This is a genomic window from Ancylobacter sp. SL191 (genome assembly GCF_026625645.1).
GTDB lineage: Bacteria > Pseudomonadota > Alphaproteobacteria > Rhizobiales > Xanthobacteraceae > Ancylobacter.
Genome location: NZ_CP113056.1, coordinates 3,838,632 through 3,855,904, shown reverse-complemented (window position 1 = coordinate 3,855,904; position 17,273 = coordinate 3,838,632). Strand labels below are relative to the sequence as shown.

14 protein-coding genes are annotated in these 17,273 nt (G+C 68.3%); all 14 read left to right on the top strand.

Annotated features, from left to right (window positions below; all coding sequences use genetic code 11):
* Nucleotides 1–164: 164 nt before the first annotated feature.
* Nucleotides 165–1,496 carry an NAD(P)/FAD-dependent oxidoreductase gene (locus OU996_RS17670; protein ID WP_267582907.1) on the top strand — a complete coding sequence of 444 codons (1,332 nt, stop codon included), beginning with the start codon at nucleotides 165–167 and terminating at the stop codon, nucleotides 1,494–1,496.
* A 338-nt stretch (nucleotides 1,497–1,834) separates the two neighbouring features.
* Nucleotides 1,835–2,122 carry a hypothetical protein gene (locus OU996_RS17665; protein WP_267582906.1) on the top strand — a complete coding sequence of 96 codons (288 nt, stop codon included), beginning with the start codon at nucleotides 1,835–1,837 and terminating at the stop codon, nucleotides 2,120–2,122.
* 173 nt (nucleotides 2,123–2,295) lie between these two features.
* Nucleotides 2,296–3,591 carry an imelysin family protein gene (locus tag OU996_RS17660; protein WP_267582905.1) on the top strand — a complete coding sequence of 432 codons (1,296 nt, stop codon included), beginning with the start codon at nucleotides 2,296–2,298 and terminating at the stop codon, nucleotides 3,589–3,591.
* A gap of 7 nt (nucleotides 3,592–3,598) precedes the next feature.
* Nucleotides 3,599–5,059, top strand: coding sequence for a multicopper oxidase family protein (locus OU996_RS17655; protein WP_267582904.1), 1,461 nt, complete (start codon nucleotides 3,599–3,601; stop codon nucleotides 5,057–5,059).
* Between the two features lie 266 nt (nucleotides 5,060–5,325).
* Complete coding sequence (locus tag OU996_RS17650; RefSeq protein ID WP_267582903.1) at nucleotides 5,326–6,555, top strand: di-heme oxidoredictase family protein; 1,230 nt, start codon at nucleotides 5,326–5,328, stop codon at nucleotides 6,553–6,555.
* 14 nt (nucleotides 6,556–6,569) lie between these two features.
* Entirely contained in the window at nucleotides 6,570–7,706 is a 1,137-nt protein-coding gene (locus OU996_RS17645; protein WP_267582902.1) for an imelysin family protein, read from the top strand.
* 10 nt (nucleotides 7,707–7,716) lie between these two features.
* Nucleotides 7,717–8,850: a DUF1513 domain-containing protein gene (locus tag OU996_RS17640; RefSeq protein WP_267582901.1), complete on the top strand. Its 1,134-nt coding sequence runs from the start codon at nucleotides 7,717–7,719 to the stop codon at nucleotides 8,848–8,850.
* Nucleotides 8,851–9,111: 261 nt separating this feature from the next.
* A complete protein-coding gene (locus OU996_RS17635; protein ID WP_267582900.1) occupies nucleotides 9,112–10,278 on the top strand; it encodes an aminotransferase in 1,167 nt (388 codons plus the stop codon).
* A gap of 207 nt (nucleotides 10,279–10,485) precedes the next feature.
* A complete protein-coding gene (urtA, locus tag OU996_RS17630) occupies nucleotides 10,486–11,796 on the top strand; it encodes an urea ABC transporter substrate-binding protein (protein WP_267582899.1) in 1,311 nt (436 codons plus the stop codon).
* A 288-nt stretch (nucleotides 11,797–12,084) separates the two neighbouring features.
* Entirely contained in the window at nucleotides 12,085–13,722 is a 1,638-nt protein-coding gene (urtB, locus tag OU996_RS17625) for an urea ABC transporter permease subunit UrtB (protein WP_420712647.1), read from the top strand.
* Nucleotides 13,719–14,873, top strand: a complete 1,155-nt coding sequence (gene urtC, locus OU996_RS17620) for an urea ABC transporter permease subunit UrtC (RefSeq protein WP_267582897.1) — start codon at nucleotides 13,719–13,721, stop codon at nucleotides 14,871–14,873. Before urtB ends, urtC begins: the two co-directional genes overlap by 4 nt.
* A gap of 26 nt (nucleotides 14,874–14,899) precedes the next feature.
* A complete protein-coding gene (gene urtD / locus OU996_RS17615; protein ID WP_267585742.1) occupies nucleotides 14,900–15,694 on the top strand; it encodes an urea ABC transporter ATP-binding protein UrtD in 795 nt (264 codons plus the stop codon).
* 5 nt (nucleotides 15,695–15,699) lie between these two features.
* Nucleotides 15,700–16,395, top strand: coding sequence for an urea ABC transporter ATP-binding subunit UrtE (gene urtE / locus OU996_RS17610; RefSeq protein ID WP_267582896.1), 696 nt, complete (start codon nucleotides 15,700–15,702; stop codon nucleotides 16,393–16,395).
* Complete coding sequence (locus tag OU996_RS17605; RefSeq protein ID WP_267582895.1) at nucleotides 16,370–17,236, top strand: urease accessory protein UreD; 867 nt, start codon at nucleotides 16,370–16,372, stop codon at nucleotides 17,234–17,236. Before urtE ends, OU996_RS17605 begins: the two co-directional genes overlap by 26 nt.
* The last annotated feature ends 37 nt before the right edge of the window (nucleotides 17,237–17,273 follow it).

Sequence of the window (17,273 nt, the reverse complement as noted above, 5' to 3'; positions counted from 1 at the left end):
TGTCATGGGCTTGAGCCGGCCATCTGAATCAACCTGCGAGCCTGTTGAATCAGTTCTTCAGGCCCTCAGGGCGAGCCTGAATCAGGGCGGCATGGGCGGCGGGCAGGGCCTTGGGCGCACACGTCATTTGCCGCCGACTTCACCCGGAATCGGAATGTGAGCCGGTGAGCGCAAACCCCTCATCCGACTCACGGAATTCCGCCCCGCCGCAGGTGGCGATCATCGGCGCCGGTCCGGCCGGGCTGATCGCCGCCGAAATGCTGGCACAGGCCGGCTGCGTGGTGACGATCCATGAGCGCATGCCCTCGCCCGCGCGTAAATTCCTCATCGCCGGGCGGGGCGGGCTGAACCTCACCCACTCCGAACCGCGCGCCGCTTTCATCGGCCGCTATGGCGCGGCGGCCGATTGGCTCGCGCCTCTGCTGGATGCGTTCCCGCCGGCCCGGCTTCAGGCCTGGGTCGAGGGGCTGGGCGAGCCGACCTTCATCGGCTCGAGCGGCCGGCTGTTCCCCGCGAGCTTCAAGGCCTCGCCCTTGCTGCGCGCCTGGCTGCGCCGGCTGGACGCCCTCGGCGTGCGCCTTGCCCCCCGCCAACTCTGGAAGGGCTGGGACGAGGCCGGCGGTTTGCGCCTCGCGACAGCGGAGGGGGAAGCCATCATCCGGCCGGACGCCACGCTGCTGGCGCTGGGCGGGGCAAGCTGGCCGCGCCTCGGCAGCGATGGCGGCTGGGTCGAGCTTCTGCGCGCCGCGGGTGTCACGGTTGCGCCGTTGCGTCCGGCCAATAGCGGCGCGCATATCGGCTGGTCGGAGACCTTCCGCAGCCGCTTCGCCGGCGAGCCGTTGAAGCGGATCGCGCTCACTCTTGATGGCGCGACAGTACGCGGCGAGGCGATGATCGACCCGGCGGGGCTGGAGGGCGGCGCGGTCTATGCGCTGTCCGCCCCACTGCACGCCATGGTCGAGCGGCAGGGGCAGGCGACATTGACGCTCGACCTCCGCCCGGACCTCTCCGCCGCGCGTCTGGCCGAGCGGCTGGCCGCGAGCCGCAAGGGCGAGTCGCTGTCGAACCGGTTGCGCAAGGCGGCGGGCCTCTCACCCGTCGCGGCCGGTCTGCTGCGCGAGGGCGAGGGGCCCTTGCCGACCGAGCCTTTGGAGCTCGCCGCGCGCATCAAGGCGCTGCCGCTCACCGTCACCGGCATGGCGGGTCTGGAGCGCGCGATCTCGAGCGCCGGCGGCATCACCCGATCGGACGTGAGCGATGGTCTGATGCTCACGGCGCGGCCCGGCGTGTTCGTGGCAGGCGAGATGCTGGACTGGGAAGCGCCGACGGGCGGCTACCTGCTGCAAGCCTCTTTCGCCACGGGCGTCGCGGCGGCATTGGGGATTCTCGGCTATCTCGGTGTGAGGGCGCCCGAACCGTGGATGGGCGGCTGGGAGGCCGAGGCACGCGGGGAGCCTCGCGCGCGGCGGGAAGCTAAGGCGCGGGACGACGACTGAGGGAGCGCGTGTCGTCGTCCCGCGCGTTTCACGAGACCTGCCGGGAAAGGGCCTCGCGAAAGCTGTGCCGTCACTGACGGCAGCGATGACTGGGTTGCCTGACGTTGTCGGCAGCCGCTGCGAAGTAAGTACGATGACTAATCTGCTGATACAACAGCTATCTTCGCGTATTATTATAGTTCTAAAGAGCGAGTGGTGATCTTTACTTGCGGGCGGCGCCTGCCGCGACAGCGGCTTGCGGCGCGGCGCGGGCGGGCTTAACTCCATGGACGCTGGCCCCCAAAGGCCGGCCACGTTCGCCGGCCGTGTCGTTCCGCCGGGAGTGAGGAAAGAGCGCGATGGCCCGCCTGTTTTTCCGCCGGGGCGCGGGTGCCGAAGCCGCGCCGGATGCGGCACGCGAGCTCGCCGCGCGTGCGCGCGCCATGCTCGGCGTCGGCGAGGACACCACCGTGTCGATCACCGAGATCGCCTGCGGCGACCCGGCCTGCGGCGGGGCGGAAACCGTGGTGCTGGTGATGCGGCCCGGCAGGCGCACCGAGGCGGCGAAGCTCTATTGCCCGCTGGCTTCCGTCACCGACGAGGCGCTGATCGAGGCGCTCCAGCCCCTTCTGGACGCTGCGTCATAATCGCCGGTCATCATAAGAAGTAATCGCACGTATTGATCGCGCGCCTGGCGTGTCTTCGTGTTGTGCGTACCGTGTAACGGTTCTAATCTGCACCCCGAACACTTGCGACGACTTCCGGTGCTGGCGTAGGACTCCCTATCACGAACGCCCTGGGGGCGACGGGAGGAGAAACCATGCGAGCCAAAACCCTGTTCGCGGCGCCGCTTCTGGCGGCCGTTGCGCTCGGCGCCCTCATAGCGGCCGGCCCGGCCGGCGCCGACACCGCCGCGCCGAAGGTGCGCGATGTCGTCGTCACCTATGCCGACATCGCCGAGGCGATGTATGGCGACAGCCTGAAGACCGCGAAGGATCTGCAGGCCGCCGTCGACGCCTTCCTCGCCGCGCCGACCGAGGCCAATCTCGACAAGGCCAAGGCCGCCTGGAAGGCCGCCCGCGTGCCCTACCAGCAGACCGAGGGCTACCGCTTCGGCAATGCCATCGTCGACGATTGGGAAGGCCGCGTGAACGCCTGGCCGCTCGATGAGGGGCTGATCGACTATGTCGACGCCAAGTCCTATGGCGACGCCTCGGACGAGAACCCGCTCTACACCGCCAATGTGATCGCCAACACCAAGATCCGCGTCGGCAAGAAAACCATCGACGCCACCAAGATCACGCCCAAGCTGCTCGACAGCCTGCAGGAGGCTGGCGGCGTCGAGTCGAACGTCGCCATCGGCTACCACGCCATCGAATTCCTGCTCTGGGGCCAGGATCTGAACGGCACCGGGCCGGGCGCCGGCAAGCGTCCCGCCACCGATTACGACACCGCCAACTGCACCAACGGCCATTGCGACCGCCGCGCCGCCTATCTCAAGGCCGCCACCGACCTGCTCGTGTCCGACCTCGAGGACATGGCCAAGGCGTGGAGCGCCAAGGGCAAGGCCCGCGCCGCCGTGCTCAAGCAGAAGGACAAGGCTGCGCTCGGCACCATCCTCACCGGCCTCGGCTCGCTGTCCTATGGCGAGCTGGCGGGCGAGCGGATGAAGCTCGGCCTCATCCTGCACGACCCGGAGGAGGAGCATGACTGCTTCTCCGACAACACCCATAACTCGCACTATTACGACGAGCTGGGCATCGCCTCGATCTATCGCGGCAAGTACACCCGCGTGGACGGCACCGTCGTGGAAGGCCCCTCGGTCGCCGCCTATGCGGCCGCCAAGGCGCCGGACGCGGCGAAGGAAGCCGACGCCAAGGTCGACGCCGCGCTCGCCGCGCTGAAGGCGATCAAGGACGAGGCCGACAGCGGCAAGGAGGCCTATGATCAGATGATCGGCGAGGGCAACGCGGCCGGCAACAAGCTGGTGCAGACCGGCGTCGATTCGCTGGTCGCCCAGACCCGCGGCTTCGAGGGCGTGGTCGCCGCGCTCAAGCTCAAGATCAAGGTCGAGGGTTCGGACAGCCTGGACGACCCGTCCAAGGTCGGTCAGTGAGGCCATCATGAAGTCACGCGGCGCGGGTCTCTCGCGCCGCGCCTTTCTCGGCGCGGGCGCGGCCCTTGGTGCGCTGGGAGCGATCGCTCCCTCGCGCCTCGGGCAGGCGCGCGCGCCGGCGCCTTTCGTGCCGACCGAGCGGCTGACGCTCGCCGCCGGACCGATGGACATGCGCCTGCTCGGCCCGGACGGCCCGGCGACGCCCTGTTACGCCTATGATGGCGAACCCTTCCGCCTCATCCGCCTGCCGCGCGGCGCCCGGCTCGAGGCGACCTATGCGAACGGGCTTCATGAGGGCAGCTCGCTGCATTTCCACGGCATCCGCATGCCGAACGAATTCGACGGCGTGCCCCCACTGACCCAGCCGCTGGTCGAGCCGGGCGCGCGCTTCGTGCACCAATTGCCACTGGACGATCCTGGCACCTTCTTCTTCCATCCCCATTGCGACGAGACCGGGCAGGCCGGGCGCGGGCTGGTCGGCGTGCTCATCGTCGAGGATCCGCGCGACCCGCGCTTCGATGCCGAGCATGTGCTCTGCCTCAAGGACTGGCGCCTCGCCGACGATGGCAGCTTCCTGCCGCTCACCGAGGCCGACGGCGCCTCCAAGGCCGGCACCTATGGCGCCACCCGCACCTGCAACGGCCAGCCGCGCCTCGCGCTCAACGCCCCCGCCGGCGGCGATGTGCGGCTACGCATCCTCAATGTCGATTCCACCCGCGTGATGGATATTGGCGTCGAGGGTGGCGAGGCCTGGCTCATCGCGGTGGACGGCCATGCGCTGAAGCCGGTGAAGCTCGACGACCTGCCGGACGGCATCTGGCGCATGGGTCCGGCGCAGCGCATCGACCTGCATGTGCGCATGCCCGCCAATGGCGCGCCGGTGACGTTCGGCGATTACCGTGCGGCAGACATTTACAGCTTCGCAACGCTCAGCGCGCGTGGCCGGGTGAAGCGTCCCCGCAAGGGCCCGCTTGCCCTGCCGCCGCCCGAACTGCCCGTGCCGGCTCTCGACAGCGCCGAGACCCTTTCCTTCACTCTGCAACAGGCGACCGATGCGGCGGTGAAGGAACTCGGCCTGCCGCCGGACGATCCGCTGGCCAAGGCGCTGGTGGCGAGCTTCTGCGTCGGCGCGGCGACCTATTGGTCGATCGGCCAGGTCTCCTGGTCGGCCGGCACGCGCCTTGGTCTGCCGCCGCCGCTCGCGCGCATGGAGGTGGGCAAGAGCTACCGCGTCACCATCAAGAACGAGACGCGATTTCCCCACCCGATCCATTTGCACGGCCACGCCTTCGCCGTGCTCGGCTCCAGCAAGGGCCGCCTGCCGCCGCATTTCGCCGACACGGTGCTGGTGCAGCCGGGCGAGGCGGTGGACATCGCCTTCGTCGCCGCGCCGGGCGACTGGGTCTTCCACTGTCACATCCTCGAACATATGGAGACCGGCATGATGGGCTGGTTCCGGGTGGTGTGATGATTCCCCGCGCACGCATGTTTGGCCATGCCGACCCGGCTCCCTCTCCCCGTCTGGGAGAGGGCTGCGGTGAGGGGAAGGATGCCTTCGGCGCAGTTTCCGCTGAATCCCGGATCGGCACCGCGCTGCGCGCGGCTTGTCCGGGAAACGGGAAGGGGGAGGCTCTCCCTCCCGCACACGCTTGCCTCGTGTACCGGACCAGCGACGGCGAAGCCGGAGCGCCGATCCGGGATCCAGGGAAGACTCCGCGCAGCGGCGCATCTGCCTTGGTCGCTGGTCGGCGAGCTCATGGTCGCCGACGTCTCCTTCCCTTTCTCCTCGCCGCCTTCCTCCTCCCGCTTCCCGCCACCGCCGGCGATGACGGCCTCGACATCGCCATCGGCAAGGCGTTGTTCGAGCGACCCTGGGTGCCGGCGCCGAGTTCCACCCGCGCCAATGACGGGCTCGGCCCGCTGTTCGATGCGCGCTCCTGCTCGGCCTGCCATCCCGGCGCCGGGCAGGGGGCGACGGCAATCAACCAGGCCGGGCGACCGGAGGGGCTGGGGCTGGTCCTGGGCCTGTTCCGTGAAGATGGCGGGCCGGACCCGGTCTATGGCCACCGGCTGGAGACGATGACGCTGCCGGGCGTGCCGGCGGAGGGCGCCATCGGCGTCACGGTGATGAACGGCCGGCGCATCCCGCACGCGGACGAACTCGGCTATGGCCCGCTGGACGCCGCCACGCAGGTGACGCTGCGCGTCGCGCCGGATCTGCGCGGGCGCGGGCGGCTGGAACTGGTGGATGACGCCGCCATTCTCGCGCTCGAAGATCCCGACGACCGCAATGGCGACGGCGTGCGCGGGCGGGCACGGCGGCTGGAGACGCCCGAGGGTGGCTCGCGCATCGGCCGCTTCGGCTGGAAGGCGAGCCATGCCGATCTGGCCGGACAGACGTCGGAAGCCTTCTCGCTCGACCTCGGCCTCTCCACGCCGCGCCGACTGGAGCCGTGGGGCGACTGCACGCCGGCGCAGACCGCCTGCCGCAACGCCCCGCATGGGCGGGACGCCGAGGGCGAACCGGAAATCACCGAGGCTATCGTCTCGCGCATCGACGCCTATCTGCGCAGCCTGAAGGCACCCGCCAGCGAGCCCGACCGACGCGGCGCCAAGCTGTTCGCCGCCACGGGCTGCGCGGCCTGCCACCACCCCTCTCTGCCGACCCGCGATGGCGGGCACCTTGCCCTGTTCACCGATGTGCTGCTGCACGATATGGGCACGGGGCTGGCCGATCCGGCCGGCGTGCCCGGCGCCGGTGCCGCCGAGTGGCGCACGGCACCGCTGGCGGGCCTCTCGCGCTCTCTGGCGCGCGGCCTCGGTCTGCTGCATGACGGCCGCGCCACCAATGTCGCCGAGGCTGTGGGCTGGCATGGCGGCGAGGCGAGTGGCGCCAGGATGCGTTTCGACGCTCTGGATGACCGCCAGCGCCGTATCCTGATCGACTATGTGTCGTCTCTATGAGCCGAGGATTTCGCATGAACCGCTCTCCCTTCGCGCTGGTGCTGGCGCTGGCAAGCCAGATCGGGCAGGTGGCGGGCCATGCGGCGCAAAGCGTGCCCGTCCTTGCCGGAGCCACGGCGCTGCTGTCCGGCCTGTTCGTCGGCCGGGCCAATGCGGCGCCCGTCTCGGCGCCGGAGGTGGTGGAGAGCTGGCTGCTGCCACGCTACGACACGCTGAGGACGGCGACACGGGCGCAGCTTCAGGCCTGGGACAGCTTCTGCGCCAGGCCGACCCCTGAGGGCCTAACCGAACTCAAGTCGCACTTTGCCGCCGTGTCCGATGGCTGGGCCTCGGTCGAGTTCATCACCTTCGGCCCGGTCATGCTCTCGCTGCGGCCGGACCGCTTCAACCTGTTCCCGGAGCGGCGCAACGCGGTCGGCCGTTCGGTGGCCGAGATCATTGGCGACGCGACGGATGAGCGGTTGCAGCCCGACCATTTCTTCCGCCTGAGCGCCGCCGTGCAGGGCCTGCCGGCGCTGGAGCGCGTGCTCTATGACGACGGCGCGGAGGCCGCACTGGTGACGGGGCCGGAAGCCGCGCGGCGCTGCGCGCTCGGCCGCGCCATCGCCCTCAACCTCGCCACCATCGCCGAGGAGCTGCGCGACGGCTGGGGCGACCGGCAGAACGGCCTGCTCGGCCAGTTGATCGCCGGCCACTCCGATCCCGTCTATTTCCCGGAGCCGGGCGCGCTGCTGAGCCAGATGGTGACCGACCTCGCCGGCGCCTATCAGCGCGTCGTCGACCAGCGCCTGCTCGTCGTGCTCGGCAAGACGCCGGATGACGCCAAGCCGCTGCTGGCCGACCGGCGGCGCAGCGGTCTGTCGCGCGAGACCATCATCGCCATCATCGCCAGCGCCGACGCCTTGGCCGACCAGCTTGCGCTTGGCCTCGACGCCAAGGGGCGGGCGACCATCGAGAAGACCATGGCGGGCGCCGAGGCGGCGGCCAAGGCGCTGCCCGAGGATATCGGCGCCGCCGCGACCACGCCGCAGGGGCGCAAGCAGTTGCAGGCCACCATCACCGCCTTCAAGGCGGCGCAGGCGAGCGTCGCCAGCCCGCTCGCTTCCGGCCTCGGCGTGCCACTCGGCTTCAACGCGCTCGACGGCGACTGAGGGGGCACCGATGGGCCTGTTCGACCGCTCCCCCTCCGGCGTCTCCCGTCGCGGCCTGCTCGGCACGCTCGGCACGGTGGTGGCTGCGCCGCGCCTTCTGTTCGGCGGCGCCGCTCATGCCGACGACCATGCGCGCGACCTGATGGAGACCGAATGGGTCGGCACCGCCGGCGTGGGCGAGGGCTTCGCGCCGGTGCTGCTGTCGCCCGACATGGAGGCGACGCCGGTCGGCGCGGCCGGACAGCGGCTGCACTGGGTGGAGCCCGGCCCGGACGGGCGCACCGCCATCGCCGTGGCGCGGCGGCCCGGCACCACCGCCATCGTCTTCGACCGGCGCAGCGGCACCGTGCTGGCGCGGTTCGAGCCGGGCGAGGGGCGGGTGTTCTCCGGCCATGGACGATTCATCGAGGACGGGCGGCGGTTCCTCGCGGTGGAGATCGAGCGGGCGAGCGGGCAGGGCGTCGTCACCCGCCGCGTGCCGGAGGCGGGCTTCGCCATCGAGGCGGAATGGGCCTCGTCCGGCATCGGCCCGCATGATCTCCTCCCCGTCGGCGGAACGCTCATCGTCGCCAATGGCGGTGTCGAGCCGCACACGCCGGAAGCGGTGGGCGCGGAGATCGCCGGCGCCAGTGTCGCGCTGCTCGATCCCATGAGCGGGGCCGCGCGAGGCGTCGCGGCGTTGAGCGACGATCTCGCCTCCCTGTCGCTGCGGCATCTGGCCAGCGCGCCGGATGGCTTCACCGTGATCGCCGCGCAGGATCTGCTCGCCGACGGCATCGCCCGCCCGCTGCTCTACGCCGTGGAAGGCGAGCGGCTGACCGCCTTCGACGCGCCGGACGCCGAATGGCGGGGACTGCGCACCTATGTCGGCTCGGTGGCGTTCGATGCCTCCGGCGCCTATGTCGCCGCCGCCAGCCCGCGCGGCAACCGCGTCGCGGTGTGGCGCCGCGACGGGCGCTTTATCGGCGCGCTGACGCTGGTGGATGGCTGCGGCCTCGCCCCGACGCGGCAGGCCGGGCAGTTCCTCGCCACCAGCGGGCTCGGCGAGATCGCGCTGCTGGCGACGGATGGTGAGTCACTGGGAGTCAGCGCGCGGGTGAAGAAAGACCTGCGCTTCGACAATCATGCGGCACTTGCGGTCTGATCGGCCGGCGTGATCGGCCGTTCCTTCGGGCGGCGCCGTGATGGCGAGCCTCACGGCCACGATCACCCCATGACGGCCGTCTCCGGCCTTTCGGGCGGAACCTGCTCGGCAAGCGCCGACAACCGGGCTCTGATGTTCACCACCAACTACGTGGTCTGACCCTCCCGCGCCACGCGCCACCTCTTTCCTTTTGTCCCGGTCGGATCGATAAGGACACGTTGTCCGTGTCCAAAATCTCTGTATCCGTTCTGGGGCTGTGGAATGAACTCTCTGTTTGCCGATCTGCCGACCACGGTGTTCGAGACCATGTCGCGCCTCGCGCGCGAGCATCAGGCGGTGAATCTCGGCCAGGGCTTCCCGGATGACCCCGGCCCGCTCGACGTGCGCGAGAAGGCGGCGGAAGCGGTGCTGCATGGTTGGAACCAGTACCCGCCGATGATGGGCGTGCCGGAGCTGCGCCGCGCGGTGGCCGATCACTATCGGCTCTGGCAGGGGCTCGACCTCGACCCCGACGCCGAGGTGATGGTGACCTCCGGCGCCACCGAGGCGATCGCCGGCGCGCTGCTGGCGCTGATCGAGCCGGGCGACGAGGTGGTGCTGTTACAGCCGCTCTATGACGCCTATCTGCCGCTGGTGCAGCGGGCAGGCGGCGTGCCGCGCCTCGTGCGTCTCGTGCCGCCGCACTGGCAGATCACCGAGGCGGCGCTGGACGCCGCCTTCACGCCGCGCACGCGCCTCGTGCTGTTCAACAACCCGCACAACCCGACCGGTCGCGTCTTCTCCCGCCCCGAGCTCGACCTTCTCGCCACCTACACCCAGCGGGCCGGCGCGGTGCTCGTCAGCGATGAGGTGTGGGAGCATGTCGTGTTCGACGGCCATGAGCCGGTGTCGGTGCTGGCTCTGCCCGGTTTGCGCGAGCGCGCCGTGAAGATCGGTTCGGCCGGCAAGATCTTCGGCATGACCGGCTGGAAGGTCGGCTTCGTCTGCGCCGCCCCACAGTTGATGAAGGTGCTGTCCAAGGCGCACCAGTTCCTCACCTTCACGACGCCGCCCGCGCTCCAGCACGCGGTGGCCTATGGCCTCGGCAAGCCGCAGGACTGGTTCCTCGGCACGCGCGCCAGCCTCCAGCGCTCGCGTGACCGGCTGGCGCGCGGCCTGTCCGAGGCCGGCTTTCCGGTGCTGCCCTCGTCCGGCACCTATTTCCTCAATGTCGATCTAGCCCCTCTGAAGCTGGAGGTCAGCGACGAGGAATTCTGCCACCGCCTTGTAACAGCGCATGGCGTGGCCGCGATTCCGGTCTCGGCCTTCTATGCGCAGGATGCGGTGCGCAGCGTGGTGCGCTTCTGTTTCGCCAAGACCGATGCGACGCTCGATCAGGCGCTCGGACGCCTTCAACATGCGGTGCCCGAGGCCGCTTCAGGTCGATAATGTATACACATAAGACCTAAGTCGCATCCGATCCGCTCAATTGGTGGATCTGCCGCCCAACTTTTGTGCAGGTGTCTCCTGCGAATTTCGAACTGTTCCCGCAGGAGTGCCGGGCCACCGCTTTGCATGGTTTGGCACGCGCATTGCAGAACATTTCCCGGCACGCGGACGGGGGTCCTGCGTGTTGAAATCCAGAAGGGAAAGAAGATGCTCAACCTGTTCACTCAGGCGCGGCGCGTAGCTGCTCGCGCTGCGTTCGGCGCGGCTGCGCTTGCCGTTGCCGGCGCGGCCCTGCCCGCGCAGGCCCAGGAAACGATCAAGGTCGGCGTGCTGCACTCGCTGTCCGGCACCATGGCGATCAGCGAGACCACGCTGAAGGACACCGTGCTGTTCATGGTGCAGGAACAGAACGCCAAGGGCGGCGTGCTCGGCAAGAAGCTCGAGGCGGTGGTGGTCGATCCGGCCTCCAACTGGCCGCTCTTCGCCGAGAAGGCGCGCGAGCTGCTCGCCAAGGACAAGGTCGCGGTCGTGTTCGGCTGCTGGACCTCGGTGTCCCGCAAGTCCGTGCTGCCGGTGTTCAAGGAGCTGAATGGCCTCCTGTTCTACCCGGTCCAGTATGAGGGCGAGGAGAGCGAGCGCAACGTGTTCTACACCGGCGCCGCCCCGAACCAGCAGGCGATCCCGGCGGTCGACTACCTGATGGAAAACGAAGGCGTGAAGCGCTGGGTGCTCGCCGGCACCGACTATGTCTATCCGCGCACGACCAACAAGATCCTCGAAGCCTATCTGAAGTCCAAGGGCGTCAAGGCCGAGGACATCATGATCAACTACACGCCGTTCGGTCACTCCGACTGGCAGACCATCGTCGCCGACATCAAGAAGTTCGGTTCGGCCGGCAAGAAGACCGCCGTCGTCTCGACCATCAATGGCGACGCCAACGTGCCGTTCTACAAGGAACTCGGTAACCAGGGCATCAAGGCGACCGATATCCCGGTCGTGGCGTTCTCGGTGGGTGAGGAAGAGCTCGCCGGCATCGACACCAAGCCGCTGGTCGGCCATCTCGCGGCGTGGAACTACTTCCAGTCGGTCGATACTCCCGAGAACAAGGAGTTCATCGCCAAGTGGAAGGCCTATACCAAGAACGACAAGCGCGTGACCAACGACCCGATGGAAGCCACCGTCATCGGCTTCAACATGTGGGTCAAGGCGGTCGAGAAGGCCGGCACCACCGATCCTGACGCGGTGATCGACTCCATCATCGGCGTCGCCGTGCCGAACCTCTCGGGCGGCTACTCGGCCATGATGCCGAACCACCACATCACCAAGCCGGTGCTCATCGGCGAGATCAAGGACGACGGCCAGTTCGACATCGTCGAGCAGACCCCCGGCCTGATCGTTGCCGAAGAGTGGTCGCCCCACCTCGAAGGCTCCAAGGATCTGATCTCCGATTGGCGCAAGCCGCTCAACTGCGGCAACTTCAACGTCAAGACCGGCAAGTGCGGCGGCGCCGGCCAGTGAGCCGCACCGTCTGATCGCTCCGCCTCCCGCCGGCCGCCCGGAGCCTGATCCGATCAGGTTGAAACAACCTGATCGGTAATCAGTCTCTCAGTTTCCGATGGAGAACGTTTTACCGATCTGATTGCGGTGCAATCAGATCGGAACGTGCTCCACGGGCGGCCGGCACCCGCGGCGCCGTGACGCCCTGCCGGCCAGAGGATTCTGCCCGACAATGAAGGCTCCCGTGCCGCTGTGCCGTCGCCGCCGGACCTGTTTCGGCCGCCAGCTTCCGCTCACCGACGGATGATGATGACCTCTCGCGCACGACCTGGCGGTTCTGGCCGCGCCCTCCTTGTCGCCCTGCTCGCGCTGTGCGCCGTGCTGGCCGGCTCGCTGACCGCCTCCCGCGCCGCCCGGGCGCAGGACATCAGCGCCCCGCTCGCGCAGCTCGCGAACGACAATTACAACGACACCGAAGCCGCGCTCGGCGCGCTCGCTTTGAGCGGCAACCCAGCCGCGGCGCAGATCGTCAGCGCTCTGGCCGACGGCAAGCTGGTCTATTCCACGACCGCGCCGCGCCAGCTCTTCATCAGCACCGCGACCGGGCTGGTGAACGCGGCGACGCTCCAGCCGGTGGCCGATGCCCCGGCGGTGAAGCCGGTGCGCGTCAATAACCGCATCCGTCGCGCCATCGAGGCGGCGAGCGGCGCGCTCGCCCTTGTGAGCCCGGACCCGGCCAAGCGCATCGACGCGGCGGTTGCCGTCGCCCGCTCGCGCGACGAGGCCGCGCTGCCGGCGCTGGAGACGGCGCTCGCCAAGGAGACGGACCCCAAGGTCAAGACGGCGCTGACGCTGGCGCGCGCCTCCATCCTCATCGCCAAGGAGGGCATCTCGCCGGCCGAGCGCATCGCCGCGGTGCAGCTCGTCGGCGCCGAGGGCAATCAGGACGCGCTCGCCATCCTGCGCAGCGTGCCCGACAGCGCCTCGCCCGAGGTGAAGCAGGCCGCCGCCGACGCCATTGCCGGGATCGAGCGCAACCTCGCTCTGTGGGGCGTGGCGCAGAATGTCTGGTACGGGGTCTCGCTGGGCTCGGTGCTGCTGCTCGCCGCCATCGGCCTCGCCATCACCTTCGGCGTGATGGGCGTCATCAACATGGCGCATGGCGAGATGGTCATGCTGGGCGCCTACACCACCTTCGTCGTGCAGGAACTGATCCGGCAGAGCTATCCCGGCCTGTTCGACTGGTCGCTCATCATCGCCATCCCGCTCGCCTTCCTGTTCACCGGGTTGATCGGCGTGCTGATCGAGCGCACGGTGATCCGCTTCCTCTATGGGCGGGCGCTGGAGACGCTGCTCGCCACCTGGGGCATCTCGCTCATCCTGCAGCAGGCGATCCGCACCATCTTCGGCCCGACCAACCGCGAGGTGGGCGCGCCGAGCTGGATGTCCGGCTCGTTCGACATCGGCCACCTGGCGATCACCTCGGGCCGGCTGTGGATCATCGTTTTTGCACTGATTGTCTTCATTGCACTCCTCACTGTACTCCGCACCACCCGCATCGGCCTCGAAATGCGGGCCGTCACGCAGAACCGGCGCATGGCCGCGGCGATGGGAATCCGCACCAATTGGGTGGACGCGATGACCTTCGGCCTCGGCTCGGGCATCGCCGGGATCGCCGGCGTGGCGCTCAGCCAGATCGACAACGTCTCGCCAAACCTCGGGCAGAGCTACATAATTGACAGTTTCCTGGTCGTCGTCTTCGGCGGCGTGGGCAATCTGTGGGGCACGCTGGTCGGCGCCATGTCGCTCGGCATCGCCAACAAGCTGCTCGAGCCCTATGCCGGCGCCGTGCTCGGCAAGATCGCGCTGCTCGTCATCGTCATCCTCTTCATCCAGAAACGCCCCCGAGGCCTCTTCGCCCTCAAGGGGAGGTCGATCGAAGCATGAGCACGACCGATACGCGCCAGCCCGCGCTTCTTGCGCCCAGTGGCTTGATTTTCCTCGGTATTCTCGCAGCGGCGGCGATCCTTGTGCCGGCGCTGAACCTGCTGACCCCACCGGATTCGGCGCTTCATGTGCCGACCTATGTGGTCTCTCTGCTCGGCAAATATCTCTGCTACGCCCTGCTTGCGCTCTCGGTTGATCTGATCTGGGGCTATGTCGGCATCCTCTCGCTCGGCCACGGCGCCTTCTTCGCGCTCGGTGGCTACGCGATGGGCATGTACCTCATGCGCCAGATCGGCACGCGCGGCGTGTATGGCGACCCGGTGCTGCCGGACTTCATGGTGTTCCTGAACTGGAAGGAATTGCCTTGGTTCTGGTACGGCTTCGACCTGTTCCCGTTCGCCGCGGTGATGGTGCTGCTGGCGCCCGGCGTCCTGGCGCTGGTGTTCGGCTGGTTCGCCTTCCGCTCCCGCGTCACCGGCGTCTATCTGTCGATCATCACCCAGGCGATGACCTTCGCGCTGCTGCTGGCCTTTTTCCGAAACGACATGGGCTTTGGCGGCAATAACGGCCTGACCGACTTCAAGGACATTCTCGGCTTCAACATCCAGTCCGACGGCACGCGCCTTGTTCTCTTTGTCCTCTCCGCCCTGGCCCTTGGTCTCGGCTACGTGCTGTGCCGCTTCCTTGTGCGCTCGCATTTCGGCAAGGTGCTGATCGCCATCCGCGATGCGGAAACGCGGGTGCGCTTTACCGGCTACCGGGCGGAGAACTACAAGCTCGTCGCCTTCGTCGTTTCCGCCATGCTGGCGGGTATCGCCGGCGCGCTCTATGTGCCGCAGGTCGGCATCATCAACCCGTCCGAATTCTCGCCGGCCAACTCGATTGAAATCATCGTCTGGGTGGCGGTCGGTGGGCGCGGCACGCTGGTCGGGGCGGCGCTGGGCGCCGTGCTGGTGAACTATGCCAAGACCTACTTCACCTCGGGCATGCTCGCCCCCTACTGGCTGTTCATGCTCGGCGGGCTGTTCGTGGCGGTGACGCTGTTCCTGCCCAAGGGCATCGTCGGCACCTTCTATGAGTGGCGCGAGAAGCGGCGGCCGCCGCCGGACGGGGCCGACGCTCCGCTCGCCTCGCCCAAGCCGGCCGAATGAGGAGCCCCACGATGAACGCGATCGATATGGTGGCTCCTGAAGCTCCCGATGGCCTCGGCGCCGAGAAGAAGTCGCTGACCGAGGCGCTGCTGTACCTCGACGGCGTCACCGTGACCTTCGACGGTTTCCGGGCGCTCAATTCCCTGTCCTTCACTGTCGATCCCGGCGAGATGCGGGCCATCATCGGACCGAACGGCGCCGGCAAGACCACGATGATGGACGTCATCACCGGCAAGACCCGCCCGGACAAGGGCGACGTCTATTTCAACGGCGGCATTACCGACCTTACCAAGCTGGACGAGACGCAGATCGCCACGCTTGGCATCGGCCGCAAATTCCAGAAGCCGACCGTGTTTGAGAGCCACACGGTGATCGATAATCTCCGCCTCGCGCTCAAGGACCAGCGCTCGGCGCTGCCCAACATCTTCCGGCGGGAGAGCGCGGCGGCACGGGAGCGGATCGATGAGATCTTCGAGACCATCAAGCTCAGCGATCATCGCAATCGTTTGGGCGGCGAGCTCTCGCACGGCCAGAAACAGTGGCTCGAGATCGGCATGCTGCTCGCGCAGGATCCGAAGCTTCTGTTGGTCGACGAGCCGGTCGCCGGCATGACCGACGCCGAAACGGCGCAGACCGCCGAATTGCTGCGCGCGATCAACGCCAACGGCCATTCGGTTGTGGTTGTCGAGCACGACATGACGTTCGTGCGCGATCTCGGGGTGCGGGTCATGTGCCTGCATGAAGGCTCCGTGCTGGCCGAGGGCACGCTCGACCAGGTCAGCGCCAATGAGCGCGTCATCGAAGTCTATCTGGGACGCTAGGCGCCATGCTGGAAGTTCAGGACGTCAACCTCTTCTACGGTGCCGCGCAGGCGTTGCGCCGGGTCTCGCTGGTGGCCGAGCCCGGCAAGGTCACCTGCGTGCTCGGGCGCAACGGCGTGGGCAAAACCAGCCTGATGCGCGCCATTGTCGGTCAGGCGCCCGTCGCCAAGGGCGCGATCTTATTCAACGGCGAGGACATCACGTCCATGGCGCCGTCCGAGCGGGCGCGCCGTGGCATCGCCTTCGTGCCCCAGGGACGCGAGATTTTCCCGCTGCTGACCGTGGCCGAGAATCTCCAAACGGGTTTTGCCCCGCTCAAGCGCGCGGATCGCTTCATCCCGGACGACGTGTTTTCCCTCTTTCCGGTGCTCGATTCGATGATGCGCCGGCGGGGCGGCGACCTGTCGGGCGGGCAGCAGCAGCAGCTCGCCATCGGCCGGGCGCTGGTCATGCGTCCCAAGGTGCTGGTTCTGGACGAGCCGACCGAGGGTATCCAGCCCTCGATCATCAAGGATATCGGCAACGCCATCCGCTACTTGCGCAGCAAGGGCGATATCGCCATCGTGCTGGTCGAGCAGTATTTCGACTTCGCCAAGGAACTGGCTGATCGCTTCATCGTGATGGAGCGCGGCGCGGTGGTGATGTCGGGCGACGGCGCCGCCCTTGAGGATCCGGATGTACGCAATCGAATTGCCGTCTGACGCCGCCGCCACGATTCCGGTCGAACGGCGCGGGCATGGACGGTTGCGGATCGAAGCGGTCGGCATCGACGGGCGGACGGTGCGCACGCATATCGAGGAAGCCGGCTTTGCCCGCGCCCGCTTTCCGCTGTCCGGCCGTCGCCGCCGCGCGCTTGAAGCGGTTCTGCTCAATACAGGAGGTGGGCTGACCGGGGGCGATAGCTCTCAGGCGATCATCCGCGCAGCATCCTCCGCCCAACTTGTGGTCACCACCCAGGCGGCGGAGAAGGTATACCGCTCCGACGGCGCGCCCACGCGTGTCGATGTCGACCTCGCGGCCGCGTCGGGCGCCGCCATCGAGTGGATGCCGCAGCCGACCATCCTGTTCGATGGCGCGCGCCTGAGGCGGTCGATCATAGCCGATGTCGGTGCCGACGCGCGCCTTCTGCTCGTCGAGCCGGTGATCCTCGGCCGTACGGCGCGGGGCGAGCGGTTCACGCGCGGCGAATTGCTCGACAGCTGGCGCATCCGCAGGGCCGGGCAGTTGGTCTATGCCGACGGCATGGTGCTTGAGGGTGACATCGCCGCAACGCTCGATCGGCGGGCCTGTGCGGGTGGTTGGGCCGCCTTTGCCACGCTGCTCCTCATCGCGCCCGACGCGGAGAGCCGGCTGGAGGCGGTGCGCGCGGCACTCGACCTTCCAGATGGTCTGCCGGAGCATCTCGACGCCGGCGCCAGCGCCTGGAACGGCATGGTGAGCATTCGCCTGCTGGCGCGCGATGGCGCGCCGCTCGACGCCGCCATCCGCCGTGTCATTCCCGCGCTAGGCATTAATGAGGTGCCCCGCATATGGCACTCCTGATGCCACCGTACGCTATGGCACCTCTGATGCATGGTCG